Raw genomic sequence first — 19,450 nt, 5'->3', positions numbered from 1 at the left:
GGGTCGTGTAGACCTAGCCCCAACGCATCACACTCAACAGCCATAACAGGGAGAGCGCGGACGCCACCCAGATGCTCCAGTCGGTAACGCCAATGACCAGCAAATGCAGGTAGGCGCTGCCGAGCAGACCGATAAACAAGCGATCGCCACGGGTGGTGCTGATCGGCAGCAAACCGCGCCGCGGGATACTCGGCGAACGCAATTCCCAAGTGGTCATGCCCGCCAGAATCAGGGCAATACCGCCAAAGAACAGCGCTGTGGGGGTGGTCCAGGCCATCCATTCCATCATCGACTCCTCTAGACCCGGCCCAGGGCAAAGCCCTTGGCCACATGGTTGCGAACAAACCAGATCACCAGCATGCCCGGCAGGATGGTCAACACCCCCGCCGCTGCCAGCACGCCCCAATCAATGCCGGAGGCCGACACCGTGCGGGTCATCACCGCTGCGATGGGCTTGGCGTTGACCGAGGTGAGCGTGCGCGCCAGCAGCAGTTCGACCCAGGAAAACATGAAACAGAAAAACGCCGTGACACCGATACCGGAGCCAATCAGCGGGATAAAAATCTTCACGAAGAACTTGGGAAAACTATAGCCGTCGATGTAAGCGGTTTCGTCGATTTCCTTCGGTACACCGGACATGAAGCCTTCCAGGATCCATACCGCCAACGGCACGTTGAACAGGCAATGGGCCAAGGCCACGGCGATGTGCGTGTCGAACAGGCCAATGGACGAATACAGCTGGAAAAACGGCAGCAGGAACACCGCCGGCGGCGCCATACGGTTGGTGAGCAGCCAGAAGAACAGGTGCTTGTCACCCAGGAAGCGGTAGCGCGAGAACGCATAGGCTGCCGGTAGCGCCACGCTGAGCGAAATCACCGTATTCAGGCTCACGTAGTACAGCGAGTTGAGGTAGCCGGTGTACCAGCTTGGGTCGGTGAAGATCACCTTGTAGTTGGCCAGGGTGAAATCCTGCGGAAACAGGGTCAGGCCGCCGAGGATTTCGGTGTTGCTCTTGAAGGACATGTTCAGCAGCCAGTAGATCGGCACCAGCAGGAACAGGATGTAAACGAGTAGTGGAATAAGCTTGCGCTTGCTCATGTTGGCGGCCTCAGCGGTTGGCGTCGGAATGGGTCATGGCGGTGTAGAACAGCCAGGACACCAACAGGATGATCAGGAAATACACCAGGGAAAACGCCGCCGCCGGGCCCAGGTCGAATTGGCCGACGGCCATCTGGGTAAGCGTCTGACTCAGGAAGGTGGTGGCGTTACCCGGTCCACCGCCAGTCAGCACGAAGGGTTCGGTGTAGATCATGAAGCTGTCCATGAAACGCAGCATCACCGCGATCAGCAGCACGCTTTTCATCTTCGGCAACTGGATATGTCGGAACACCGCCCAGGCCGATGCACGATCAATCCGCGCGGCCTGGTAGTACACGTCCGGAATGGCCCTTAAGCCTGAGTAGCACAGCAGTGCTACCAGCGAGGTCCAATGCCACACATCCATCACCAGCACGGTGACCCAGGCGTCCATGGTGTTGGCAGCGTAGTTGTAGCTGATGCCCAGGGCGTTGAGGGTCGAGCCCAGCAGGCCGATGTCGGCACGGCCAAAAATCTGCCAGATGGTGCCGACCACGTTCCACGGGATCAGCAACGGAATGGCGAGGATGATGAGCACCAGCGAGGACCAGCGGCCCTTGGTGGGCATGGTCAGCGCGATGGCGATGCCCAACGGGATCTCAATCAATAGCACGCAGGCCGAGTAGATGAACTGGCGCAGCAGCGAATCGTGCAGGCGCGGGTCGAGCAGCACCTGCTTGTACCAGTCGGCCCCGACAAAATAGCGGCTGGACTGGTCGAAAATGTCCTGCACCGAATAGTTGACCACGGTCATCATCGGGATCACCGCACTGAACGCCACCAGCAGGAACACCGGCAACACCAGCCACCAGGCCTTGTTATTCTGCACCTTGTTCATGGTGCCACCTCCAGCAGGTAATCGTCGGCGTAGAGCATCAGCCATTGCGCGGGGAAGCTGATGCAAGCCTTCCCTTCCGGCACCGGCTTGTCCTCGGCCAGCCGCACCTTGAGCGTTGCACCGTCGAGGTTGAGGGTCATGATCTTGTAGGTGCCCAAGTCCTCCACATGGACGACGTCGGCTTGCAGGGCGTCGGGGTTGTACTCGTCCCACACGTGGATAAATTCCGGACGAATGCCGACCTGGAGCTTTTTGTAGTCGGTGGTGTTGAGACGTTGCTGCAACGCTTCGGACAGCGGCAACAGGGTATTGGCAAACCCTACACCGCCAGACTTGGCCTGCACCTCGATCAGATTCATCCCAGGGCTACCGATGAAATAACCGACAAAGGTGTGGCTGGGCCGCTCGAACAATTCACGCGGCGTACCGAACTGCACGATCTGCCCGCCGTACATCACCGCGATCTTGTCGGCGAACGTGGAGGCTTCCAGTTGATCGTGGGTGACGTAGACCATGGTGATATTGAACTGCTCGTGAATCTGCTTGAGCTTGCGCCGCAGTTTCCACTTCAGGTGCGGATCGATCACCGTCAGCGGTTCATCGAACAGAATGGCCGACACGTCATCGCGCACCAGGCCACGGCCCATGGAGACTTTCTGTTTTTCGTCGGCGGTGAGGTTACGGGCTTTTTTGCTCAGCAGGTTTTGCAAGTCGAGGACTTCGGCGATCTCCTGCACCTTGCTGTGAATTTTCGCTTCGGCCATGCCCTGGTTGCGCAGCGGGAACGCCAGGTTGTCGAACACCGTCATGGTGTCGTACACCACCGGGAACTGGAACACCTGGGCGATATTGCGCTTTTCCGGGGTCAAGTCGTTGACCACTTGGGTATCGAACAGTACCTGGCCTTCGGACGGGCTGAGCAGGCCGGAGATGATATTGAGCAGCGTGGACTTGCCGCAGCCTGACGGCCCGAGCAAGGCGTAGGCACCGCCCTGCTCCCACACATGATTCATTTCCCGAATGGCGTAGTCTTCTGGCCCTGTAGGCGTAGGGTTGTAGCTATGGGCCAGGTTGCGCAAATGGATCTCGGCCATCAGGCAACCCTCGCGACACGGCGCCCAGGGGCCTGGACCAAGCGGCCCTGACCATCGAACACAAACAGTTTATGGGTGGGGATATACACGCGGATCGGCGCATCGACATCGTACTCATGCACCCCCGGCAGGTGCAGCACCAGCAGGAAATGCTCACTGCGCACATGCAGGAAGGTTTCCGAGCCGCTGATTTCGGCGACTTCCACGGTCACCGCCAGCTCCAGGTCATCATCGTTACTGGGTACCAGGCTGATATGGCTGGGGCGCACGCCAAAGCGGAATTCGCCTTCGCCGATGGGGCGCAGGTCAACGTTGAGTGGGAAATGCACGAAATTGGCGAAGCTCACTTCGTTACCGCTGATGCGCCCTGGCATCAGGTTGATCGGCGGCTCGGAGAACAGCTCAGCGGCGAGCACGGTTTGCGGCTGGTGGTAGACCTCGGCGGCCTTGCCGCTCTGAATCACCCGGCCTTCGTGAAGAATGGTGGTGGTGCCCCCCAAGGCCAGGGCTTCGTTGGGCTCGGTGGTGGCATAAATGGCGATGGTGTGGCGCGCCTTGAACAGTTCGCGCATTTCCTGGCGCAGCTCTTCGCGCAGTTTGTAGTCCAGGTTGACCAGCGGCTCATCGAACAGAATCAGTTCGGCGTCTTTCACCAGGGCGCGGGCCATGGCGGTGCGTTGCTGCTGGCCACCGGACAATTCCAGGGGGTGGCGCTGCAGAAATTTCTCGATGCGCAGCATCTTGGCGGTTTCCAACACCTTGCTCTGGATCACCTCCTGGGACACACCGGCCTGGCGCAACGGCGAGGCGATGTTCTCGAACACGGTCATGGTCGGGTAGTTGATGAACTGCTGGTAAACCATCGACACATTGCGCAGGCGCACCGGCTTTTGCGTGACGTCCACGCCGTTCATCAGGATGCGACCGCTGTCGGGTTTGTCCAGGCCGGCCATCAGGCGCATCAGGCTGGTCTTGCCCGACAGGGTGCGACCGAGCAGGACGTTGAAAGAACCGGCTTCGAACCGCAGGTTGGCGTCGTCGATCCAGGTTTGGCCGTCGACAACGCGGGAGACATGTTCCAGGGTCAATGACATGACACGACCTTTTTTATTATTGGAATGAATCTGGTCCGTTGTCAGAGCGAGTTTCGTGCCAAAACCGCAAGCGCTTGATGTGTAAGGAAATGGGTGAACCATGATGTTCAGGAGTGAACAATCCGGCTGAACAACTGAACACTGCCGGGGTTGACAATGAACAGTTGTGAACAACACTTTATGCGCGACGAAGATCAAATGTGGGAGCGGGCTTGCCCGCGATGGCGATGCATCAGTTTGTAGATGCTGTGCCTGACCCATTGCCATCGCGGGCAAGCCCGCTCCCACATTGTTCGATGTCTGACGTTAGATGGCGCAAGACCCGACAACAATAATAAAGAAGGTCGCACGATGGCCGAACCCTTGACCCACGACACCCTTATCCAGGAATCCTGGCGCCGTTGCCGCGCCTATGGCCTGGACCACCAGAGTGCTCCCAGCTTTGACCAACTGCCCGCCGAAGGCATTCGCCAACTGCTGGAAAGCCAGCATTCCCTGGTGCAGACCACCCATCAGGAAGTGTTGCCCTACTACGAGAACATCCTCAGCAATTCCAATTGCCTGATCATGCTGGCCGACAATCAGGGCCAGGTGCTGACCTCGTGGGGCACTCAACGGTTTATCGAACCCACGCTGGCCCGCGGCTTCAGCCCCGGCGCCAGCTGGATGGAACGCGCCAGCGGCACCAATGCCATCGGCACCGCGCTGGCCTGCGCCCAGGCCGTGCATATTGAACACGATGAACACTTCCTCAAGGCCAACCGCTTCATGACCGGCTCCGCGGCGCCGATTTTCGACGCCCAGCGCGAAATCATCGCGGTGCTGGACGTATCCAGCGACAGTTACCTGCCGCCCTCCCACACCCTGGGCATGGTCAAGATGATGAGCCAGACCGTGGAAAACCGGCTGATCCTCAACCTGTTTCGCGGCGAACATTTCCAACTGACCTTCAACACCGGCTTGAGCAACCTCGACAGCCAATGGGCCGGCCTGCTGATCTTTGATGAAAGCGGCCAGGTGCTGTCGGCCAATCGGCGTGCGGATAACCTGCTGGGCATCAGCCTGTCGCGGGTGATGATCGACAGCCTGTTCAAGGTCTCGCTACTGGAGTTGCTCAACCAACCGGAAGGGCTGCCCTTCGCCTTGCAGGCAGCGGGACGCAATCGGTTCCAGTGCCTGTTGAAGCGGCCCAAGCAGATGCCGGTGCAGGCCCGGGTGTTCAGCCAACCGCCGCCGCCAGCACCGACGTCGATCAACCTCCAAACCCTGCATTTTGGCGATGTGCGCGTGGAAAAAGCCGTGCGCCAGGCCGAGCGCCTGTTGGAAAAGGACATTCCGCTGTTGATCCACGGCGAGACCGGCGTAGGCAAAGAGGTGTTCGTCAAAGCTCTGCACCAGGCAAGTTCCCGCAGCCGACAGGCGTTGATCGCGGTGAACTGTGCGGCGATTCCCGCAGAGCTGGTGGAATCGGAACTGTTCGGCTACGAAAAAGGCGCCTTCACCGGCGCTAACCAAAAAGGCAGCATCGGCCTGATCCGCAAGGCGGACAAGGGCACGTTGTTTCTCGACGAGATCGGCGATATGCCGCTGCCCACCCAAGCCCGTCTGTTACGGGTGCTGCAAGAACGCTGTGTGCAGCCGGTGGGCAGCAGCGAGGTGTTCTCGGTGGACTTGCGCATCATCTCGGCGACCAACCGCGCACTGCGCGAGCTGGTGCAGGCCGGACGCTTTCGCGAGGACTTGTACTACCGCATCGGCGGCCTGACCCTGGAATTGCCGCCATTGCGCGAGCGTACCGACAAGCAGGCGCTGTTCCAGCAACTGTGGCAGCAACACCGCGAGCCGACGCAATGGGCCGGGCTGAGCGCCGAGGTGCTGAGGCTATTCGAGCAACACCCGTGGCCGGGGAATTTACGCCAGGTGAGCAGCGTGTTGCAGGTAGCGTTGGCAATGGCCGAAGAGCAGCCGATCCGCGCAGAGCACCTGCCCGATGATTTTTTCGTGGATTTGCAGGCGACGGTGCCGCAGTCCAAACCCGAACACCTGGATGAACACCTTGACCTGAGCCAGCGCCTGGAAGCCGTGGGCGGGAATATTTCCCACCTGGCGCGAGAGCTGGGGGTGAGTCGCAACACCCTGTACAAGCGCCTGCGCCAACACGAAGTTTGATTTAACGCCAGCTCCAGGAAACGCCGGTGTAGATACCACGCCCATCAGCCGGGGTGGAGCGTGCGGCGTCCATGCCTTTGTCGTCGTAGCCCGGCGTGACGGTATTGGCGTAACGGCGGTTGGTGAGGTTGCGCAGGTCGACCCAGGCTTGCCAGTCCTGCTTGGGCGCGTCGTAGCCGAAGGTGGCGCCAAAGGTGGTGTAGGCCGCCGCGTAGTAGGAATTGGCGTAGTCCACCGCCACCCGTGAGGCATGCTCGGTGTTGAGGCTGGTGTAGAAACCCGTCGGGTGGCTGTAGCGCAGTTGCGCCTGGTAATAGTGCTTGGGAATGCCGGGTAAGGTGTTGTCGCCGAAACGGTCGTCGTCGCGGTAATGGAAGTCGCTGAAAGTGTAGGCCTGGCGCAGATCGAGCTTACCGCTGCGCCCGCCGTCCCACAGCGGGCTGAGCAGGCTCAGTTCCACACCCTGGTGCACGGTGGGGCTGGCGTTGGATTCGGCGATGATGGCGTTGCTGGTGGCGGTCTGCGCCTGGGTCTCCACGGATAGCAGCTCGTGGCGAACCTCCGAGCGATAGAGCGCCAGATCCCATTGGCCGAGCCAGGCTTCACCGCGCCCGCCGATTTCCAGGGTGGTGGCGGTCTGATTACGCAGCTTTACGCCTTCGCGCTGCAACCCCGTGGCCGCCCCACTGCCCGGCCCGAAGTATTTGTTGGAACCCCAGATCATCGACCACGCATGCGGTGGCTCTACCGAGCGGCTCAGGTTGCCGTAGACCTGCAACTGCGGGGTGAAGTCGTAACGCAGGCCAATGCGCGGCGCGTAATCCCAGTCATGCTGACTGAGCGGCGCCTGGCCGTCGGGGTAAGTGACCTGGGTTTCGCGGCGCGTGTAGATCGCGGCAAGGCCGCTGGTCAGCCATAGATCCTCAACCAGTTCCAGTTCGTTGCCTACATGCAGCACGGTGTCGGAGCCCAGGTAGCTGTAGTCGCGGGTTTTGGTGCCGGGGGCATAAATGGCGGTATTGCCCGCAGGAATGCGAACATATTCCGACGCCCCATTGTTCGGCATCGCCTGGGTGGTACGCAGGCCGAGAGTGGTAGTACTCGCGTGGCCGAACAGGCTGTCCTGGCGGATGTAATTCAGGGTGCCGCTGATATCGGTGTAGGCAACTTTGAGGCGGTTGGTGCCTTCGCGCAGGTCCATAGGGTAATCGTGGTAAGCCAGCCCGACCTCGACCCGTGAATTATCGTCCAAGCGCAAGGTGGTCTTGTTGGCGATCCAGGTGGAGCCCGGTTGCAGGCGTTTTGAGTCGCGGGCGGCATTGAGGCTGTTGGCGGCACGCGGATCATGGCTGATCTGGTCACGCGTGAGCCTGCCGGGAGAATCGTTGGTGGTTTCGCGATAACGCAAATAGAAGCGCGTTTCCAGGTCCGGGTTAAAGCGGTAGCCGAAATTGGCAGCGATGCCCTTGCCGGTACCAGCGCTTTGGTGCTGATAACCGTCGGACTCCGAATCGGTGAGGCTGATGTAATAGTCGGCGTCCCCCAGCACTTGCCCCGAACTGACTTCACGCTGGGCATAGCCGCGACTGCCGACCTCATAGCGCACTTGCAGCTTGGGTGCGTCCAAGCCGGTGCGGGTGACGTAATTGACCGCACCGCCCAAGGCCAATGCACCCTGATCGAACCCGTTGGCGCCACGCAGCACCTCTACCCGGCTTTGCCACAGCGGGTCCTTCAGCTCATAAGGCGTACCACCTGGGCCGGTAAGCGGCAGACCGTCGAACATTTCATACAGGCCGGAGGCGTGGGCACCGGGGGCGCGGTTGAGGCCCGAGCCACGAATGGACACCTTCACCCCTTCGTTATTGGCCGCCTTGGCGTACACACCGGCCTGATATTTGAAAACGTCTTCGTTACTGCTGACCCGCCCCTGTTGCACGCTGTCCATATCGATGTAATTGGTGCCACCGGGCACGCTTTTGAGCTGCGCCTGGGCGATTTCTGCGGCGCTGGCCTCGGCCGTGGTGACTTCAACCGGCGCCAATTGCAGGCCTTCGGCCTGTACCAGCGAACTGAGGGTCAAGGCGGCAAAAATAAACGGGGGGTGGCGCAGCAGCATTGGGGGCAGGTCCTTGGAATCAGGGAACGTGCCAGGCCAAGCCCACCACGCGAACAGTGATGGGAAGGCAGGCACGCCCCTCAGGTCACTCCTTAATGAAGGACAAGGACGATTTAAAAACAGCGGCGAACCCGGTGGCAGGTTCAGCCATCGGGCGCCGACAATGCCCGCAGCAGATCATCTGCATCCGACCCCGGCGCAAAGCGAAAGCCATACATTTCGTCAGTGGCGAGAATCTCCCCCAAGGTGTCGCGCAACTGGGCTTCCGTGGGCGAGTCACGCAATAACTTATGCGCCGGCAGCAATATCTCGGCAGATACGCCCTGGGCCGTCGCGGCGTCAATCACCGCATAGAGGATAAACCGCAAGCGTATTTCGCGATCCGTGGGCCAAACCGTTTTTCGTTTACCCAAGGGAGGGCCTCGTGTTTAAGAAAAATCCGAGGCTATTGCCCGCAGGCAAGCGTTTCAAGCCGCGAGAGGCAAGATAGGCCGCTTCCTACAGCGGAAAGGGAAACACCGCACTGATTGGTCGATGCGATGGGCCTTATTGCACCGGCAGGAAATTCATCAGCAACAGGCTTTGTGCGTAATTGAGGCCAATGCGCCGGTAGCGCTCATCGAGGATTTGGGTAAGCAGGTCCAAACGCGCGACGATCTTGCCGAACTCAACGGCAAAACTGAGGTTACTGCCCTCCTCCGATATTTCATTGGAAAACAACAGCAACACACCATTGGCATCCTGACGCTGGCTGAGCAACCAAGTGGCCTTTTCGATATTGCGCGCGGCGTTGCTGACAAACTGCGGGTTGATCGAGTCAGTCACATAAAACTGCGTGCGCCCACCGTGGGCGGTCACGAGCATACTGCCAATCGCGTAGATAAACGCGCCGACGCGGTCGCCGCGAAAGTCAGGGCTCAAGGAATAACTCAGGGCAGCCAGGTCACGCCGGTCACCCAGTGCGGGCAAGGGTTGGCGATTTTCGATGGCCTGGCGGATTTGCCGGGCGGCGGTCACCGCATCCGGGTAGCCCGATTGACGCCACTGGTTGGGGTTGCGCAGGTAGAGCTTGCTCATCAGCAAGTAGAGGCTTTGCAGGTTGTCGCGCATGCCGAGTGTGGCCATGCGGTCGACGCTGGTCTGGAAGAACTCATCAGGCTTGCCATCGCTGAACTGCCTGGCGATATCGCGGCCCTGTTGTTGGCTGCAACCTGTTGCGCAGAGCGCGAAAACCGCAGCAAGCAGCAGCGGCCATCGGGAGGTAAAAACAGTTGACGTTCGATCCATCGGCACCGGGTCTGATTCTGTTGGCCACCTACGGGAGTCGGGTGGCCGGGACAGGGGTAGATCAGCAAAATGGAAAAAAGTGCAGCGGTGCAGGCCAGATAAGCATCGGACTACAGACGCTGATCTGACCCGACACTTGATTCCCCGGCGTGCTAGAGCACTACCGTCGCAAGCATCCCCAAGGCACCCAGGCAGAACCCGATCAACGCGCCGCGCCCTGGAGCTTCATGAAACAGCGCCCAGACCACCACAGGCTCCAGCAGCAATAACGAAGTGACCGAGACTACCGTGACAATCCAGATATCACCGACAACCACATACCCCAGCCAATAGGCACCCAACAGACAAAGCCCGGCAAAACACATCAAGACCACGGGAAGTACAAAGGCCTCCCAGGAACCACTGCCGGCCTGGGCCAACTTGGCGGTCACCACCTCACTGTAGATTGCACAAAACTCACCGACCACCATCAACCCTAGAGCAAAAACTCCGAGTAATTCTTTGGACATATCAAAAACTCCTTCGTATTCAGCGCACTGTTTTTCAGCTCCCAGTCGGCAGTGCTGCAGCCGTCGTGAGCGTCGTTGCCTTGATACGAAGTGGTTTTGAAAAGGCCTGAATTACCGAAGTGCTTGTCCATGCTCATGTCCTTCAAAGGGTTGAGGCTCAGCGATCCAATACAGTGCGTGCTGATCATAGAGGCATCGTGAAGCCATTCACAATTATGCGATGCCACTACTTAAGGATTACGGTTAATTAAATGCGCCGAAAACCGCAATAAAAACCCGGCGCTGGGCCGGGTTCATTGATCGGGAGGTCTTCAGGTAGCGGGGTGCTCATTTGCTACGGAATCCGCCGCGTCTACATCCGACATGTCCTCCTCGATCGGGGCCTCGTCATCCGGGGGTAGCGGGATATCGTCCTCATCGCGCCTCGGGTCATGCCCCGTCTCGTTATCAGTGTTACGAGTAACCGCTTGCTGGGAAATGTTGCCTGGGGCTTTCTCGTTGATTTCCATACTGGCTCTCCGTGTATCGCTCGGAATATCCGCGCTTAAGATTGAGAGGTAGCAACGGATGGAGAGTGCCGGATGTTAGACGAATGGTGGTTCGTCTTTGAACGGTATGAATGCGACAAACAGCATTTGTTTAATTATCAGCACACTCAAACCCCAGAAACGCAAAAGCCCCGCTTTCGCGAGGCTTTCGTGTAAATCTTGGCGGGAAACCAGGGATTCGAACCCTGGAGACGCTATTAACGTCCGCCGGTTTTCAAGACCGGTGCATTCAACCACTCTGCCAATTTCCCTTGTGCATCACAGGATTATAGTAGCCCATCCCGTGTCAGCGGGCGCCATAATACCCGAATGAAACACACTGTCAAACTCTCTGCATCGCTTGTTACAAGGCGTCTGTTATGATCTTTGCGACTGAACGTTTCAAAACTGAAGGAGTGTCGCCATGCGCGAACAGAATTACGCAGTGAATGGCAACGCGCAGGCTGAGCAGCTTGAAGTCAGCCGCGTGTTGCGCAACACCTACGGCTTGCTCGCCCTTACCCTCGCATTCAGCGGCGTGATGGCTTACGTGGCCCAGCAGATGCGCGTCGGTTACCCGAATATCTTTGTCGTGTTGATCGGCTTCTACGGTCTGTTCTTCCTGACCAACAAGCTGCGTGACTCGGCCTGGGGCCTGGTGTCGGCGTTTGCCTTGACCGGTTTCATGGGCTTTATCCTCGGCCCGATCCTCAACCGCTACCTGGGCATGGCCGGCGGTGCTGAAGTGGTCAGCTCGGCATTTGCCATGACGGCCCTGGTGTTTGGTGGTCTGTCGGCCTACGTGCTGATCAGCCGTAAGGACATGAGCTTCCTGGGTGGCTTCATCACCGCAGGTTTCTTCGTGTTGCTGGCGGCCGTGGTGGCCAGCATGTTCTTCCAGATCAGCGGCCTGCAACTGGCGATCAGCGCGGGTTTTGTGCTGTTTTCCTCGGTGTGCATCCTGTTCCAGACCAGCGCCATCATCCACGGCGGTGAGCGTAACTACATCATGGCGACCATCAGCCTGTATGTGTCGATCTACAACCTGTTCATCAGCCTGTTGCAGATCTTCGGCATCATGAGCCGCGATGACTGATCAGCAAGCGCTATAAAAAAATGCCCCGTATCGCAAGATACGGGGCATTTTCATTTTCAGGCCCGATAAAGCTCAGTACTGATTGGGTTCCATCTCCAACTCGACCTTGAAGCGCTTGAAGATATCTTGCTGGATGCGTAGCGCCAGCTGGGCAATCTCCTGCCCGGTGGCAGTGCCGTAATTGACCAGCACCAGCGCTTGCAGCTTGTGCACGCCCACATCGCCCTCCCGGAAGCCCTTCCAACCGGCCTTGTCGATCAGCCAACCGGCGGCGAGTTTCATCTGGCCGTCGGCCTGAGGGTAGGCCACCAGGTCCGGATATTGGCTTTGCAGCTCCACAGCCAGGGCTTGGGGTACCAGCGGATTCTTGAAGAAGCTGCCCGCATTGCCCAGCTCCGCCGGGTCTGGCAGTTTCTCGCGGCGAATGCTGCAAATCGCGCGGCTCACATCGCTTGGCGTGGCGTGGGTGATGCCCTGCGCGACCAGGCGCTGTTGCACCGGGCCGTAGTCGAGTTTCAGGTGAGTGGCGCGGCTGAGGGCAAAGCGTACCCGCACGATCAGCCAACGCCCGACTTCGTGCTTGAACAGGCTGTCACGGTAAGCAAAGTTGCATTCGTCGAGGCTGAAGTCCCGCAGTTCGCCCGTCTGGCGATCCAGGGCGGTGAGACCGGCAAACACATCCTTGATCTCTACGCCATAGGCACCGATATTCTGCATCGGCGCCGCACCGACAGTGCCGGGGATCAGACTGAGGTTTTCCAGGCCGCAGAAGCCGTGTTCAAGGGTCCACAGCACAAACGGATGCCAGGCTTCGCCCGCTTCGGCTTCGACCACCACGTGCGTGCCATCGTCGCTCAGCACACGAATGCCTTGGGTCGCCATACGCAACACCAGCGCCGGAATATCCTGGGTCAACAGTAAATTGCTGCCGCCACCGATCACCAGCAACGGCACCGCGTTTGCCGAGGCATAGGCGATGGCCTCGCGCACGTCAGCATCACTGTGGGCCTCGGCGAACAATTGCGCGTTCACATCGATGCCAAAGCTGTTGAATGGCTTGAGCGATACCTGCGCAAGCACTTGCAAGGTCATAACCGCCCCTTCAATTCGATCACCAATAAATCACAGGCGCGTTCGATCAGGTCCAGGACCCGTTCGAAACCTTGCTCACCTTCATAGTAAGGGTCTGGCACCTCGTCCACTTCGCCATCAAAGCGACGCAGGAACAAATCCAGCTCGGCCTTGCCCTGCCCTGGCTGCATGGCTTTGAGGTTGCGCAGGTTACTGTGGTCCATGGCCAGGATCAGGTCGTAGCGGGCAAAGTCAGCGCGGGAAACTTGCTGGGCACGCTGGCTCGACAAATCATAACCTCGCGCCAGCGCCGCACGTTGGCTGCGCTGGTCCGGTGGGTTACCGACATGCCATTCGCCGGTACCGGCAGACGCCACCTCAACCTGCCCCGCCAAGCCGGCCTCGCGCAATTTATGGCGCAAGATGCCTTCAGCGGTTGGCGAGCGGCAGATATTGCCCAGACATACAAACAGAACTTCCATCAGGCGCCCAGCAGGCGACGGACGCGCTCGAGGTCTTCCTGAGTGTCGACACCGGCTGGCGGTGCTTCCAAGGCATCGCCCACGTGGATACGCACGCCGTGCCAGAGGGCACGCAGTTGTTCCAGGGACTCGGTATTCTCGAGCCAGCAAGGGCCCCAACTGACGAAGTCGTGCAGGAAACCGGCGCGGTAAGCATAGATGCCGATATGGCGGCGATATGGCACGCCCTCCGGCAACACGTCGCGATTCTTGGCAAAGGCATCCCGCGCCCACGGCAAGGTGGAGCGACTGAACGTCAGTGCCAGGCCGTTGATGTCGCTGACCACTTTCACCACGTTCGGGTTGAACAGCGTCTCGATGTCTTCGATCGGTTCGGCCAGGGTCGCCATACGCGCCTCGCCATGGGCCGCGAGGTTGGCAGCGACCTGATCGATGACACCCGGCGGTATCAATGGCTCGTCACCCTGCACGTTCACTACGATCGCGTCGGGTGCCAGACCCAGCTGAGTGGCGACTTCGGCCAGGCGATCAGTGCCGGAGTTATGGTCTTCGCGGGTCAGTACCGCTTCGGCACCAAAACCTTTGCATGCCTCGATAATTCGCGGGTCATCGGTGGCCACTACCACGCGCTCGGCGCTGCTTTTGCAGGCTTGCTCCCACACCAGCTGAACCATCGGCTTATCGCCGATCATTTGCAACGGTTTGCCCGGCAGGCGCGTCGAGGCATAGCGCGAGGGGATGACAACGGTAAAGGCGGTGGTCATTTATCCAGGCGCTCATCGGTGGTCAGGGTACGGGCTTCGCTTTCGAGCATGACCGGGATCCCATCACGGATAGGGTAAGCCAGGCCGGCACCTTTGCTGATCAGCTCGGTTTTGTCGGCGCTGAGCTTGAGCGGGCCTTTGCAGATCGGGCAAGCGAGGATATCGAGCAGTTTGGTGTCCATGAGTGTTTCCTGGAAAGAAGCGTTTTAAGGCAAGCGACGGTTGGGCAGCAGACGCATCAGCTGCGTGTCGAACCAGGCGACGAACGCCGGCGACGGTACCGCATCCACCGCAAGGTACCACCAGTCGGGCTGGGCAAAGGCGCGGCACTTCACCGCGTCCTTTTCGGTCATGACCAGCGGCAATGACGGGGTAAAACTCAAGACCTCGGCGCTGTAGGGCGCGTGGTCGGCAAAAGCATGGGGTAGCGGCTGCCAGTGTAGCGTTTCAAGGGTATTGAAGAAACGTTGCGGGTTACCGATACCGGCCACCGCATGCACCTGCTGGCCCTGCGGGAAATAGGTGACCGGCTGGCGCTCGCCGCTGTGCAGGTTGACCAGCGCTGTGGGCTGTAGGCGGAAGGCAAAACCCTCTTCACGGTCCGAGGCGGCACCGTTATAGAGCACCGCATCCACACTGTGCAGGCGCTCCACCGGTTCGCGCAACGGCCCGGCAGGCAGGCAGCGGCGGTTGCCGAGGCCGCGGGCGGCATCGATCAGCACCAGTTCAAGATCGCGGGCCAGACGGTAGTGCTGCAGGCCGTCATCGGAGAGGATCAGGTCCAGGGGCTCACTGGACAGCAGGGCCTTTACCGCGCGACTGCGATCGGGGTCGATCATCAAAGGGACGCCACTGCGCTGCACGATCAGCAAGGGTTCATCACCGGCCACCTCGGCACTGTGGCCGGCCTCGACCCGCCACGGCAACTGCGGCGGCTTGGCACCGTAGCCTCGACTGACCACGCCCACGCGCAAACCGCTGCGACGGCAGTGCTCGATCAACCACAGGATCAACGGCGTCTTGCCGGTACCTCCTACCGTGATATTACCCACCACGACCACTGGCACCGGCGCTTGATAAATCTCGCCCTCGCCTGCCACAAAGCGCGCACGCTTACGTTGCACCACGCGGCGATACAGCGATTCCAGCGGCCGCAACAATGCCAGTGCCGGGTGGCCCTCGTACCAGGCCTTGAGTAAGCGCTCGGACATGGCCATCAGGGCGGGCTCGCCGCCTCGACGGTGGTCATGCGCAAATGGCTGAAACCGAGCTTGCCGGCAGCGTCCATGGCGGTGATCACGGATTGATGCGGAGTCTTGCCATCGGCGCTGATGGACAGCGGCAATTGGGTGTCGCCGCCGGACTCCTTCTGCAAGGCCTCCATCAGGCTGGCTAGGTCGTTTTTCTCGAGCAACTGGTTATTCACCGAAAACACCCCTTCGGCGCTGATGGCGATGTCCAGTTGCTTGACCTGCTGGTCTTCGGCAGGCGAGCCGCTTACCGCTTCAGGCAAGTCGACACGCAGCTGGGTTTCGCGGGTGAAGGTGGTGGTCACGACAAAAAACAGCAGCAGGATAAACACCACGTCGATCAACGACGCGAGGTTGATATCGACATTTTCCCGTTGCTTGCGGCGAAATTTCACGCTTTGCCCTCGACCAGGTCTACATCACGGTCGCCCTGCACCACCTCTACCAGCTTGATAGCTTCCTGTTCCATGCCGACCACCAGCTCATCAATGCGCCGCTGCAGGAAACGGTGGAAGAACACCGAAGGGATACCCACCATCAAACCCGCGGCGGTGGTGATCAAGGCCTTGGAAATGCCCCCGGCCAGCACCGACGCGTTGGTGGTCATACCCGAGCCCGTGAACGCACTGAAGATATCGATCATGCCCAGGACCGTGCCAAGCAAACCCAGCAACGGCGCCATGGCGGCGATAGTGCCAAGGGCGTTGATATAGCGCTCCAGCTCATGGATGACCCGGGCGGCCGCTTCTTCAATGCACTCCTTCATGATCTCGCGACCATGCTTGGAATTGGCCAGGCCGGCGGCGAGGATTTCACCCAGTGGCGAATTGGCACGCAGCTCCTTGAGCTTTTGCTTGTCGAGCTGCTTGTTCTTGATCCAGCCCCAGACCTGCCCCAGCAAGTGCTCGGGGGTGACGCGACTGGCGCGCAGGGTCCACAGGCGTTCGGCGACGATGCCGAGTGCGACGATGGAGCTCAGAATGATCGGCAACATCATCCAGCCGCCGGATTTGACCAATTCCCACACAGTGAATGTCCCCTCGAAAAAGTGCGCCACTTTACCATATAGGGTCAACAGAGGGGTTCACCGGCTACAGGTCCGTCTGTCGCGGTTCGAGACGTTGGTAACGCCTGATTACGGTAACGGTTCGCGCCAGAAACGACGTTGGCTGCGCGCAACCGTCGCAGGCACAAACGCCCCCAGGCGCAGGCGCACGGCGCCCTGTTCGGCGCTGTCATACACCCGGCTGCCCAGCGCTTGGTAGCGTTCCAGGACCTGCGGATGAGGATGGCCGAACGTATTGCTGCGCCCGCGGGAAATCAACACCGAGGTGGGCGCCAACCGTTGTACGAAAGGCCAGGACGAAGAACTGCGGCTGCCATGGTGCGGAGCTTGTAGCCAGTCGGTCGGAACCGCCAGCGGGGATGCCAGAAACGCCTCTTCGGCGGCGCGATCAATATCGCCGGTGAGCAGCAGGCGTTCGCCATTGGCCTCGACTTGCAGCACGCACGACCTCGGATTGCCCTCAAGCCCACCCGCCCACTGCCACAGCTCAAACGACACGCCGTCCCACTCCCAGCGCTCGCCGCTGGTACAGGGCTGGGTGGCGAGAAAGGATGGCAAGCCCTCGGTTTCGCCGCCCACCACGCGTTTGACGGGCAGCCCCCGAGCCACCGCCGCCGCACCACCGGCGTGATCGGCGTCGGCATGGCTGAGCAGCATCATGTCCAACTGCCCTACCCCGAGTTTTTTCAACGACGGCAACACGACGCGCGCGCCGAGGTCGACAGGCCCCGAGCGCGGCCCGGCATCGTAGAGCAAGGTGTGGTGGCGGGTACGCAGGATCAGTGCCTGCCCCTGGCCGACATCCAGTTGCAGCACCTCTACCTGTCCGTGGGGCACCCACTCCCGGGGCGGAAAAACGGCCATCAACAGCATGGGCCAGCCCAACACCCGGAACGGCACCCCTTTGGGCAGCAGTAACACCACTGCGCCCATCAGGCTGACCAGCCAATACCCCAGCGGCACCTCGGGCGGCACCCACGCCGGCAACTGCGCAGCCAGCAGCGCCAGGCCCTTGAACAATCCGTCCAGCGCGCCGCCAGCCAGCCACAGCACACCTTCCCCCGCCAGCGGCACCCACAACAACGCCGTGCCCAGCAGCGCCAAGGGCAGCACCACCAGACTGATCCACGGCACGGCAAACAGATTGGCCACCGGTGCGCTGAGGCTGATGGGCAGACCCAGCACCAGCAACACCGGAAACAAGCCTATGGCAATCAACCACTGGGGCCGGGTCCACGCCTGCCAGACGCTCCACGGCCCCAAGCGCCCGCCGAACGCCAGCAGCAACACCGCGACCGCCGCAAACGACAGCCAGAACCCCACCTGCAGGCTGGCCAAGGGCTCCAGCACCAGCACGCCATTCAGCGCCAGCAGCAACGGCCACCACAGCCCCAAATGGCGGAAACGCAGACGCCACAGCAACACCAGGCCGACCATCACACAGGCCCGCTGCACCGGCACGCCAAACCCCGCCAGCAGGCCATAACCCAACGCTGCGCCAAAAGCCAGGCCGCACGCCCACGGCAGCCACGGCCAGGTTCGGGGCCAGCAACCATAGCGCGCCAATACCGCGACCAAGCCGTAGATCAAGCCCGCCAGCAAGCCGATGTGCTGCCCGGAAATCACCAGCAGATGCACCGTGCCCGTGTCCTGCAACACCTGCCAATCCTCAGGTGCCAGGCCGGAACTGTCGCCCAATACCAGCGCCGCCAGCCCTGCCTCGCGGCCTTGGGCATCCACCGCCATCAGGCGCTGGCGAACAGCATCGCGCCAGGCATTGCGGGCGGGTGCGAGACGCTCACCGTCTTTTACCGTTGCAGTGGCACCGATACGCTGGGCCAGCAGCCAGGCTTCGTGGTCAACTCCATGAAAATTGAGCAGGCCCGCAGGCCGCTTGAGTGTCAACGCCAAGCGCCAGCGTTCGCCACTGTTCACCACTGGCCCGCCGTGCCAGGACACGCGGATACGTTTGGGCAGCCGGACCTTGCGCGACCGGCCGTCGGCCAGTTCAAAGCGCACGCCCGTAACCGTCTGCTGGGGCAAGCCGACCACATGCCCCTCCACCCAGCGAGTTTGCCCGTCCATGGCAGGCTGCAGCCGATCATCCAGCGCCCGCTGCGCGCTGAAGCAAGCCCAACTCAAGCCCACCAGAAAGAACGCCACGGGATAGGACCGAAAAGGCAACAGCATCAAGGCCAGCACCAGCATGGCCAATAACCCGGCACCAGGCGGCAACACCGGCAACCAACGCAACGTCAGCAACCCCAGCGCCAACGCCAACATCCCTGTCTTCATGGATCATCCTTTTCCAGTGATCCACTCAGTCTTAGCCGGCTGAACGACAGCGCCTATGATGTTTTGTCACAAAGTCTGAATTTTCTGTTTATAGAATCCGGGCATACTTGCCCCTCGAATTGACCTGGACCCCTTATGCCCCGGCGCTTATTCAAACGGTACATGCCCGATCCCAGCAGTATCAGGGAACACAAGTCATTACAGTTTCTTGGCACGCTGCTGCATGACCCTAACCTCTGGCACTTGAACCGACACTCCGTGGCGCGCGCCATGGCGGTGGGTTTATTTGCGGCGTTTATCCCGATTCCGTTGCAGATGTTGCTCGCCGCAGTCCTGGCGATCTGGGTGCGCGGCAATATGCCTATCGCCATCAGCCTGGTGTGGTTGACCAACCCCATCACCATGCCGGTGGTGTTCATCTGCACCTATATGACCGGCGCCTGGCTGATGAATGTACCGCCACGCAGCTTGCCCGATAACCTGACGTGGGAATGGATCAGCGGCCAGTTGAGCACCCTCTGGCAGCCATTCTTGCTGGGTTCGGTGGTATTGGGGGTGGTATTGGGCGCCTTGGCCTATTGCCTGACCATGGCGTACTGGCGCTGGTGGGTGGCGCACCAGTGGAAAAAACGCAAACTGCGTAGGCGCTGAA

The 19,450-nt window shown here is 60.3% G+C and carries 21 protein-coding genes and 1 tRNA gene; 3 read left to right on the top strand and 19 right to left on the bottom strand.

The window, feature by feature from the left end; translation table 11 throughout:
- Positions 1 to 13: 13 nt before the first annotated feature.
- Genes TX24_RS11655 through TX24_RS11635 form a run of 5 tightly spaced genes read right to left on the bottom strand, consistent with a single transcriptional unit; the run spans position 14 to position 4,163 of the window.
- Positions 14 to 286, bottom strand: a complete 273-nt coding sequence (locus TX24_RS11655; RefSeq protein ID WP_003192011.1) for a DUF2160 domain-containing protein — start codon at positions 284 to 286, stop codon at positions 14 to 16.
- A gap of 11 nt (positions 287 to 297) precedes the next feature.
- Positions 298 to 1,098: a carbohydrate ABC transporter permease gene (locus TX24_RS11650; protein WP_003192012.1), complete on the bottom strand. Its 801-nt coding sequence runs from the start codon at positions 1,096 to 1,098 to the stop codon at positions 298 to 300.
- A gap of 10 nt (positions 1,099 to 1,108) precedes the next feature.
- Positions 1,109 to 1,975 carry a carbohydrate ABC transporter permease gene (locus TX24_RS11645; RefSeq protein ID WP_003192014.1) on the bottom strand — a complete coding sequence of 289 codons (867 nt, stop codon included), beginning with the start codon at positions 1,973 to 1,975 and terminating at the stop codon, positions 1,109 to 1,111.
- Positions 1,972 to 3,069, bottom strand: a complete 1,098-nt coding sequence (locus tag TX24_RS11640; protein ID WP_034134524.1) for an ABC transporter ATP-binding protein — start codon at positions 3,067 to 3,069, stop codon at positions 1,972 to 1,974. The genes TX24_RS11645 and TX24_RS11640 overlap by 4 nt, the downstream gene beginning before the upstream one ends.
- On the bottom strand, positions 3,069 to 4,163 hold the full coding sequence (locus TX24_RS11635) for an ABC transporter ATP-binding protein (protein ID WP_014718865.1): 1,095 nt from the start codon (positions 4,161 to 4,163) through the stop codon (positions 3,069 to 3,071). Before TX24_RS11635 ends, TX24_RS11640 begins: the two co-directional genes overlap by 1 nt.
- A 351-nt stretch (positions 4,164 to 4,514) precedes the next feature.
- On the opposite strand from TX24_RS11635, the gene TX24_RS11630 reads away from it, so the two are divergent.
- On the top strand, positions 4,515 to 6,332 hold the full coding sequence (locus TX24_RS11630) for a sigma-54-dependent Fis family transcriptional regulator (protein ID WP_057710372.1): 1,818 nt from the start codon (positions 4,515 to 4,517) through the stop codon (positions 6,330 to 6,332).
- Position 6,333: 1 nt separating this feature from the next.
- On the opposite strand, the gene TX24_RS11625 is transcribed toward TX24_RS11630, so the two are convergent.
- The 6 genes from TX24_RS11625 to TX24_RS11595 form a co-directional block, all read right to left on the bottom strand.
- A complete protein-coding gene (locus TX24_RS11625) occupies positions 6,334 to 8,451 on the bottom strand; it encodes a TonB-dependent receptor family protein (protein WP_057710371.1) in 2,118 nt (705 codons plus the stop codon).
- A gap of 143 nt (positions 8,452 to 8,594) precedes the next feature.
- Positions 8,595 to 8,864: a hypothetical protein gene (locus TX24_RS11620; protein ID WP_057710370.1), complete on the bottom strand. Its 270-nt coding sequence runs from the start codon at positions 8,862 to 8,864 to the stop codon at positions 8,595 to 8,597.
- A 133-nt stretch (positions 8,865 to 8,997) separates the two neighbouring features.
- On the bottom strand, positions 8,998 to 9,738 hold the full coding sequence (locus tag TX24_RS11615) for a hypothetical protein (RefSeq protein WP_003192025.1): 741 nt from the start codon (positions 9,736 to 9,738) through the stop codon (positions 8,998 to 9,000).
- 152 nt (positions 9,739 to 9,890) lie between these two features.
- Complete coding sequence (locus tag TX24_RS11610) at positions 9,891 to 10,208, bottom strand: hypothetical protein (RefSeq protein ID WP_003192026.1); 318 nt, start codon at positions 10,206 to 10,208, stop codon at positions 9,891 to 9,893.
- A gap of 350 nt (positions 10,209 to 10,558) precedes the next feature.
- Complete coding sequence (locus tag TX24_RS11600; protein ID WP_057710369.1) at positions 10,559 to 10,756, bottom strand: hypothetical protein; 198 nt, start codon at positions 10,754 to 10,756, stop codon at positions 10,559 to 10,561.
- 199 nt (positions 10,757 to 10,955) lie between these two features.
- A tRNA-Ser gene (locus TX24_RS11595) sits at positions 10,956 to 11,046 on the bottom strand.
- Between the two features lie 152 nt (positions 11,047 to 11,198).
- Between TX24_RS11595 and TX24_RS11590 the strand changes: the two genes are divergently transcribed.
- Positions 11,199 to 11,870: a Bax inhibitor-1/YccA family protein gene (locus tag TX24_RS11590; protein ID WP_003192030.1), complete on the top strand. Its 672-nt coding sequence runs from the start codon at positions 11,199 to 11,201 to the stop codon at positions 11,868 to 11,870.
- Positions 11,871 to 11,942: 72 nt separating this feature from the next.
- Here TX24_RS11590 and murB read toward each other — a convergent pair whose 3' ends face one another.
- The 8 genes from murB to TX24_RS11550 all read right to left on the bottom strand — a co-directional run bounded on the left by murB (position 11,943) and on the right by TX24_RS11550 (position 18,798).
- Positions 11,943 to 12,962 carry a UDP-N-acetylmuramate dehydrogenase gene (gene murB / locus TX24_RS11585; RefSeq protein ID WP_057710368.1) on the bottom strand — a complete coding sequence of 340 codons (1,020 nt, stop codon included), beginning with the start codon at positions 12,960 to 12,962 and terminating at the stop codon, positions 11,943 to 11,945.
- Positions 12,959 to 13,423 (bottom strand): low molecular weight protein-tyrosine-phosphatase, encoded by a 465-nt coding sequence (locus tag TX24_RS11580; protein ID WP_057710367.1) that lies wholly within the window; start codon positions 13,421 to 13,423, stop codon positions 12,959 to 12,961. The genes murB and TX24_RS11580 overlap by 4 nt, the downstream gene beginning before the upstream one ends.
- Positions 13,423 to 14,187, bottom strand: a complete 765-nt coding sequence (gene kdsB / locus TX24_RS11575) for a 3-deoxy-manno-octulosonate cytidylyltransferase (RefSeq protein ID WP_003192037.1) — start codon at positions 14,185 to 14,187, stop codon at positions 13,423 to 13,425. The genes TX24_RS11580 and kdsB overlap by 1 nt, the downstream gene beginning before the upstream one ends.
- Entirely contained in the window at positions 14,184 to 14,369 is a 186-nt protein-coding gene (locus tag TX24_RS11570; RefSeq protein ID WP_003174668.1) for a Trm112 family protein, read from the bottom strand. Before TX24_RS11570 ends, kdsB begins: the two co-directional genes overlap by 4 nt.
- A 24-nt stretch (positions 14,370 to 14,393) precedes the next feature.
- Positions 14,394 to 15,404 (bottom strand): tetraacyldisaccharide 4'-kinase, encoded by a 1,011-nt coding sequence (gene lpxK / locus TX24_RS11565; protein WP_057710366.1) that lies wholly within the window; start codon positions 15,402 to 15,404, stop codon positions 14,394 to 14,396.
- The gene (locus TX24_RS11560) at positions 15,404 to 15,832 is read right to left on the bottom strand and encodes an ExbD/TolR family protein (protein ID WP_003192041.1); all 429 of its coding nucleotides are present in this window, start codon (positions 15,830 to 15,832) and stop codon (positions 15,404 to 15,406) included. Before TX24_RS11560 ends, lpxK begins: the two co-directional genes overlap by 1 nt.
- On the bottom strand, positions 15,829 to 16,464 hold the full coding sequence (locus tag TX24_RS11555; RefSeq protein ID WP_003192043.1) for a MotA/TolQ/ExbB proton channel family protein: 636 nt from the start codon (positions 16,462 to 16,464) through the stop codon (positions 15,829 to 15,831). Before TX24_RS11555 ends, TX24_RS11560 begins: the two co-directional genes overlap by 4 nt.
- A 108-nt stretch (positions 16,465 to 16,572) precedes the next feature.
- Positions 16,573 to 18,798, bottom strand: a complete 2,226-nt coding sequence (locus tag TX24_RS11550) for a DNA internalization-related competence protein ComEC/Rec2 (protein ID WP_244175858.1) — start codon at positions 18,796 to 18,798, stop codon at positions 16,573 to 16,575.
- A 135-nt stretch (positions 18,799 to 18,933) separates the two neighbouring features.
- On the opposite strand from TX24_RS11550, the gene TX24_RS11545 reads away from it, so the two are divergent.
- Positions 18,934 to 19,449, top strand: a complete 516-nt coding sequence (locus TX24_RS11545; protein ID WP_056783719.1) for a DUF2062 domain-containing protein — start codon at positions 18,934 to 18,936, stop codon at positions 19,447 to 19,449.
- Position 19,450: the final 1 nt, after the last annotated feature.

The organism is Pseudomonas lactis (assembly GCF_001439845.1).
Classification (GTDB): Bacteria; Pseudomonadota; Gammaproteobacteria; order Pseudomonadales; family Pseudomonadaceae; genus Aquipseudomonas; species Aquipseudomonas lactis.
The sequence above is the reverse complement of the archived record's forward strand: the minus strand, read 5'-3'. Positions and strand labels throughout refer to the sequence as shown.

Coding starts and splice junctions, on each gene's coding strand:
- TX24_RS11655 (WP_003192011.1), bottom strand. CDS start 286: ATGGAATGGATGGCCTGGACCACCCCCACAGCGCTGTTCTTTGGCGGT.
- TX24_RS11650 (WP_003192012.1), bottom strand. CDS start 1,098: ATGAGCAAGCGCAAGCTTATTCCACTACTCGTTTACATCCTGTTCCTG.
- TX24_RS11645 (WP_003192014.1), bottom strand. CDS start 1,975: ATGAACAAGGTGCAGAATAACAAGGCCTGGTGGCTGGTGTTGCCGGTG.
- TX24_RS11640 (WP_034134524.1), bottom strand. CDS start 3,069: ATGGCCGAGATCCATTTGCGCAACCTGGCCCATAGCTACAACCCTACG.
- TX24_RS11635 (WP_014718865.1), bottom strand. CDS start 4,163: ATGTCATTGACCCTGGAACATGTCTCCCGCGTTGTCGACGGCCAAACC.
- TX24_RS11630 (WP_057710372.1), top strand. CDS start 4,515: ATGGCCGAACCCTTGACCCACGACACCCTTATCCAGGAATCCTGGCGC.
- TX24_RS11625 (WP_057710371.1), bottom strand. CDS start 8,451: ATGCTGCTGCGCCACCCCCCGTTTATTTTTGCCGCCTTGACCCTCAGT.
- TX24_RS11615 (WP_003192025.1), bottom strand. CDS start 9,738: ATGGATCGAACGTCAACTGTTTTTACCTCCCGATGGCCGCTGCTGCTT.
- TX24_RS11610 (WP_003192026.1), bottom strand. CDS start 10,208: ATGGTGGTCGGTGAGTTTTGTGCAATCTACAGTGAGGTGGTGACCGCC.
- TX24_RS11600 (WP_057710369.1), bottom strand. CDS start 10,756: ATGGAAATCAACGAGAAAGCCCCAGGCAACATTTCCCAGCAAGCGGTT.
- TX24_RS11590 (WP_003192030.1), top strand. CDS start 11,199: ATGCGCGAACAGAATTACGCAGTGAATGGCAACGCGCAGGCTGAGCAG.
- murB (WP_057710368.1), bottom strand. CDS start 12,962: ATGACCTTGCAAGTGCTTGCGCAGGTATCGCTCAAGCCATTCAACAGC.
- TX24_RS11580 (WP_057710367.1), bottom strand. CDS start 13,423: ATGGAAGTTCTGTTTGTATGTCTGGGCAATATCTGCCGCTCGCCAACC.
- kdsB (WP_003192037.1), bottom strand. CDS start 14,187: ATGACCACCGCCTTTACCGTTGTCATCCCCTCGCGCTATGCCTCGACG.
- TX24_RS11570 (WP_003174668.1), bottom strand. CDS start 14,369: ATGGACACCAAACTGCTCGATATCCTCGCTTGCCCGATCTGCAAAGGC.
- lpxK (WP_057710366.1), bottom strand. CDS start 15,404: ATGGCCATGTCCGAGCGCTTACTCAAGGCCTGGTACGAGGGCCACCCG.
- TX24_RS11550 (WP_244175858.1), bottom strand. CDS start 18,798: ATGAAGACAGGGATGTTGGCGTTGGCGCTGGGGTTGCTGACGTTGCGT.
- TX24_RS11545 (WP_056783719.1), top strand. CDS start 18,934: ATGCCCCGGCGCTTATTCAAACGGTACATGCCCGATCCCAGCAGTATC.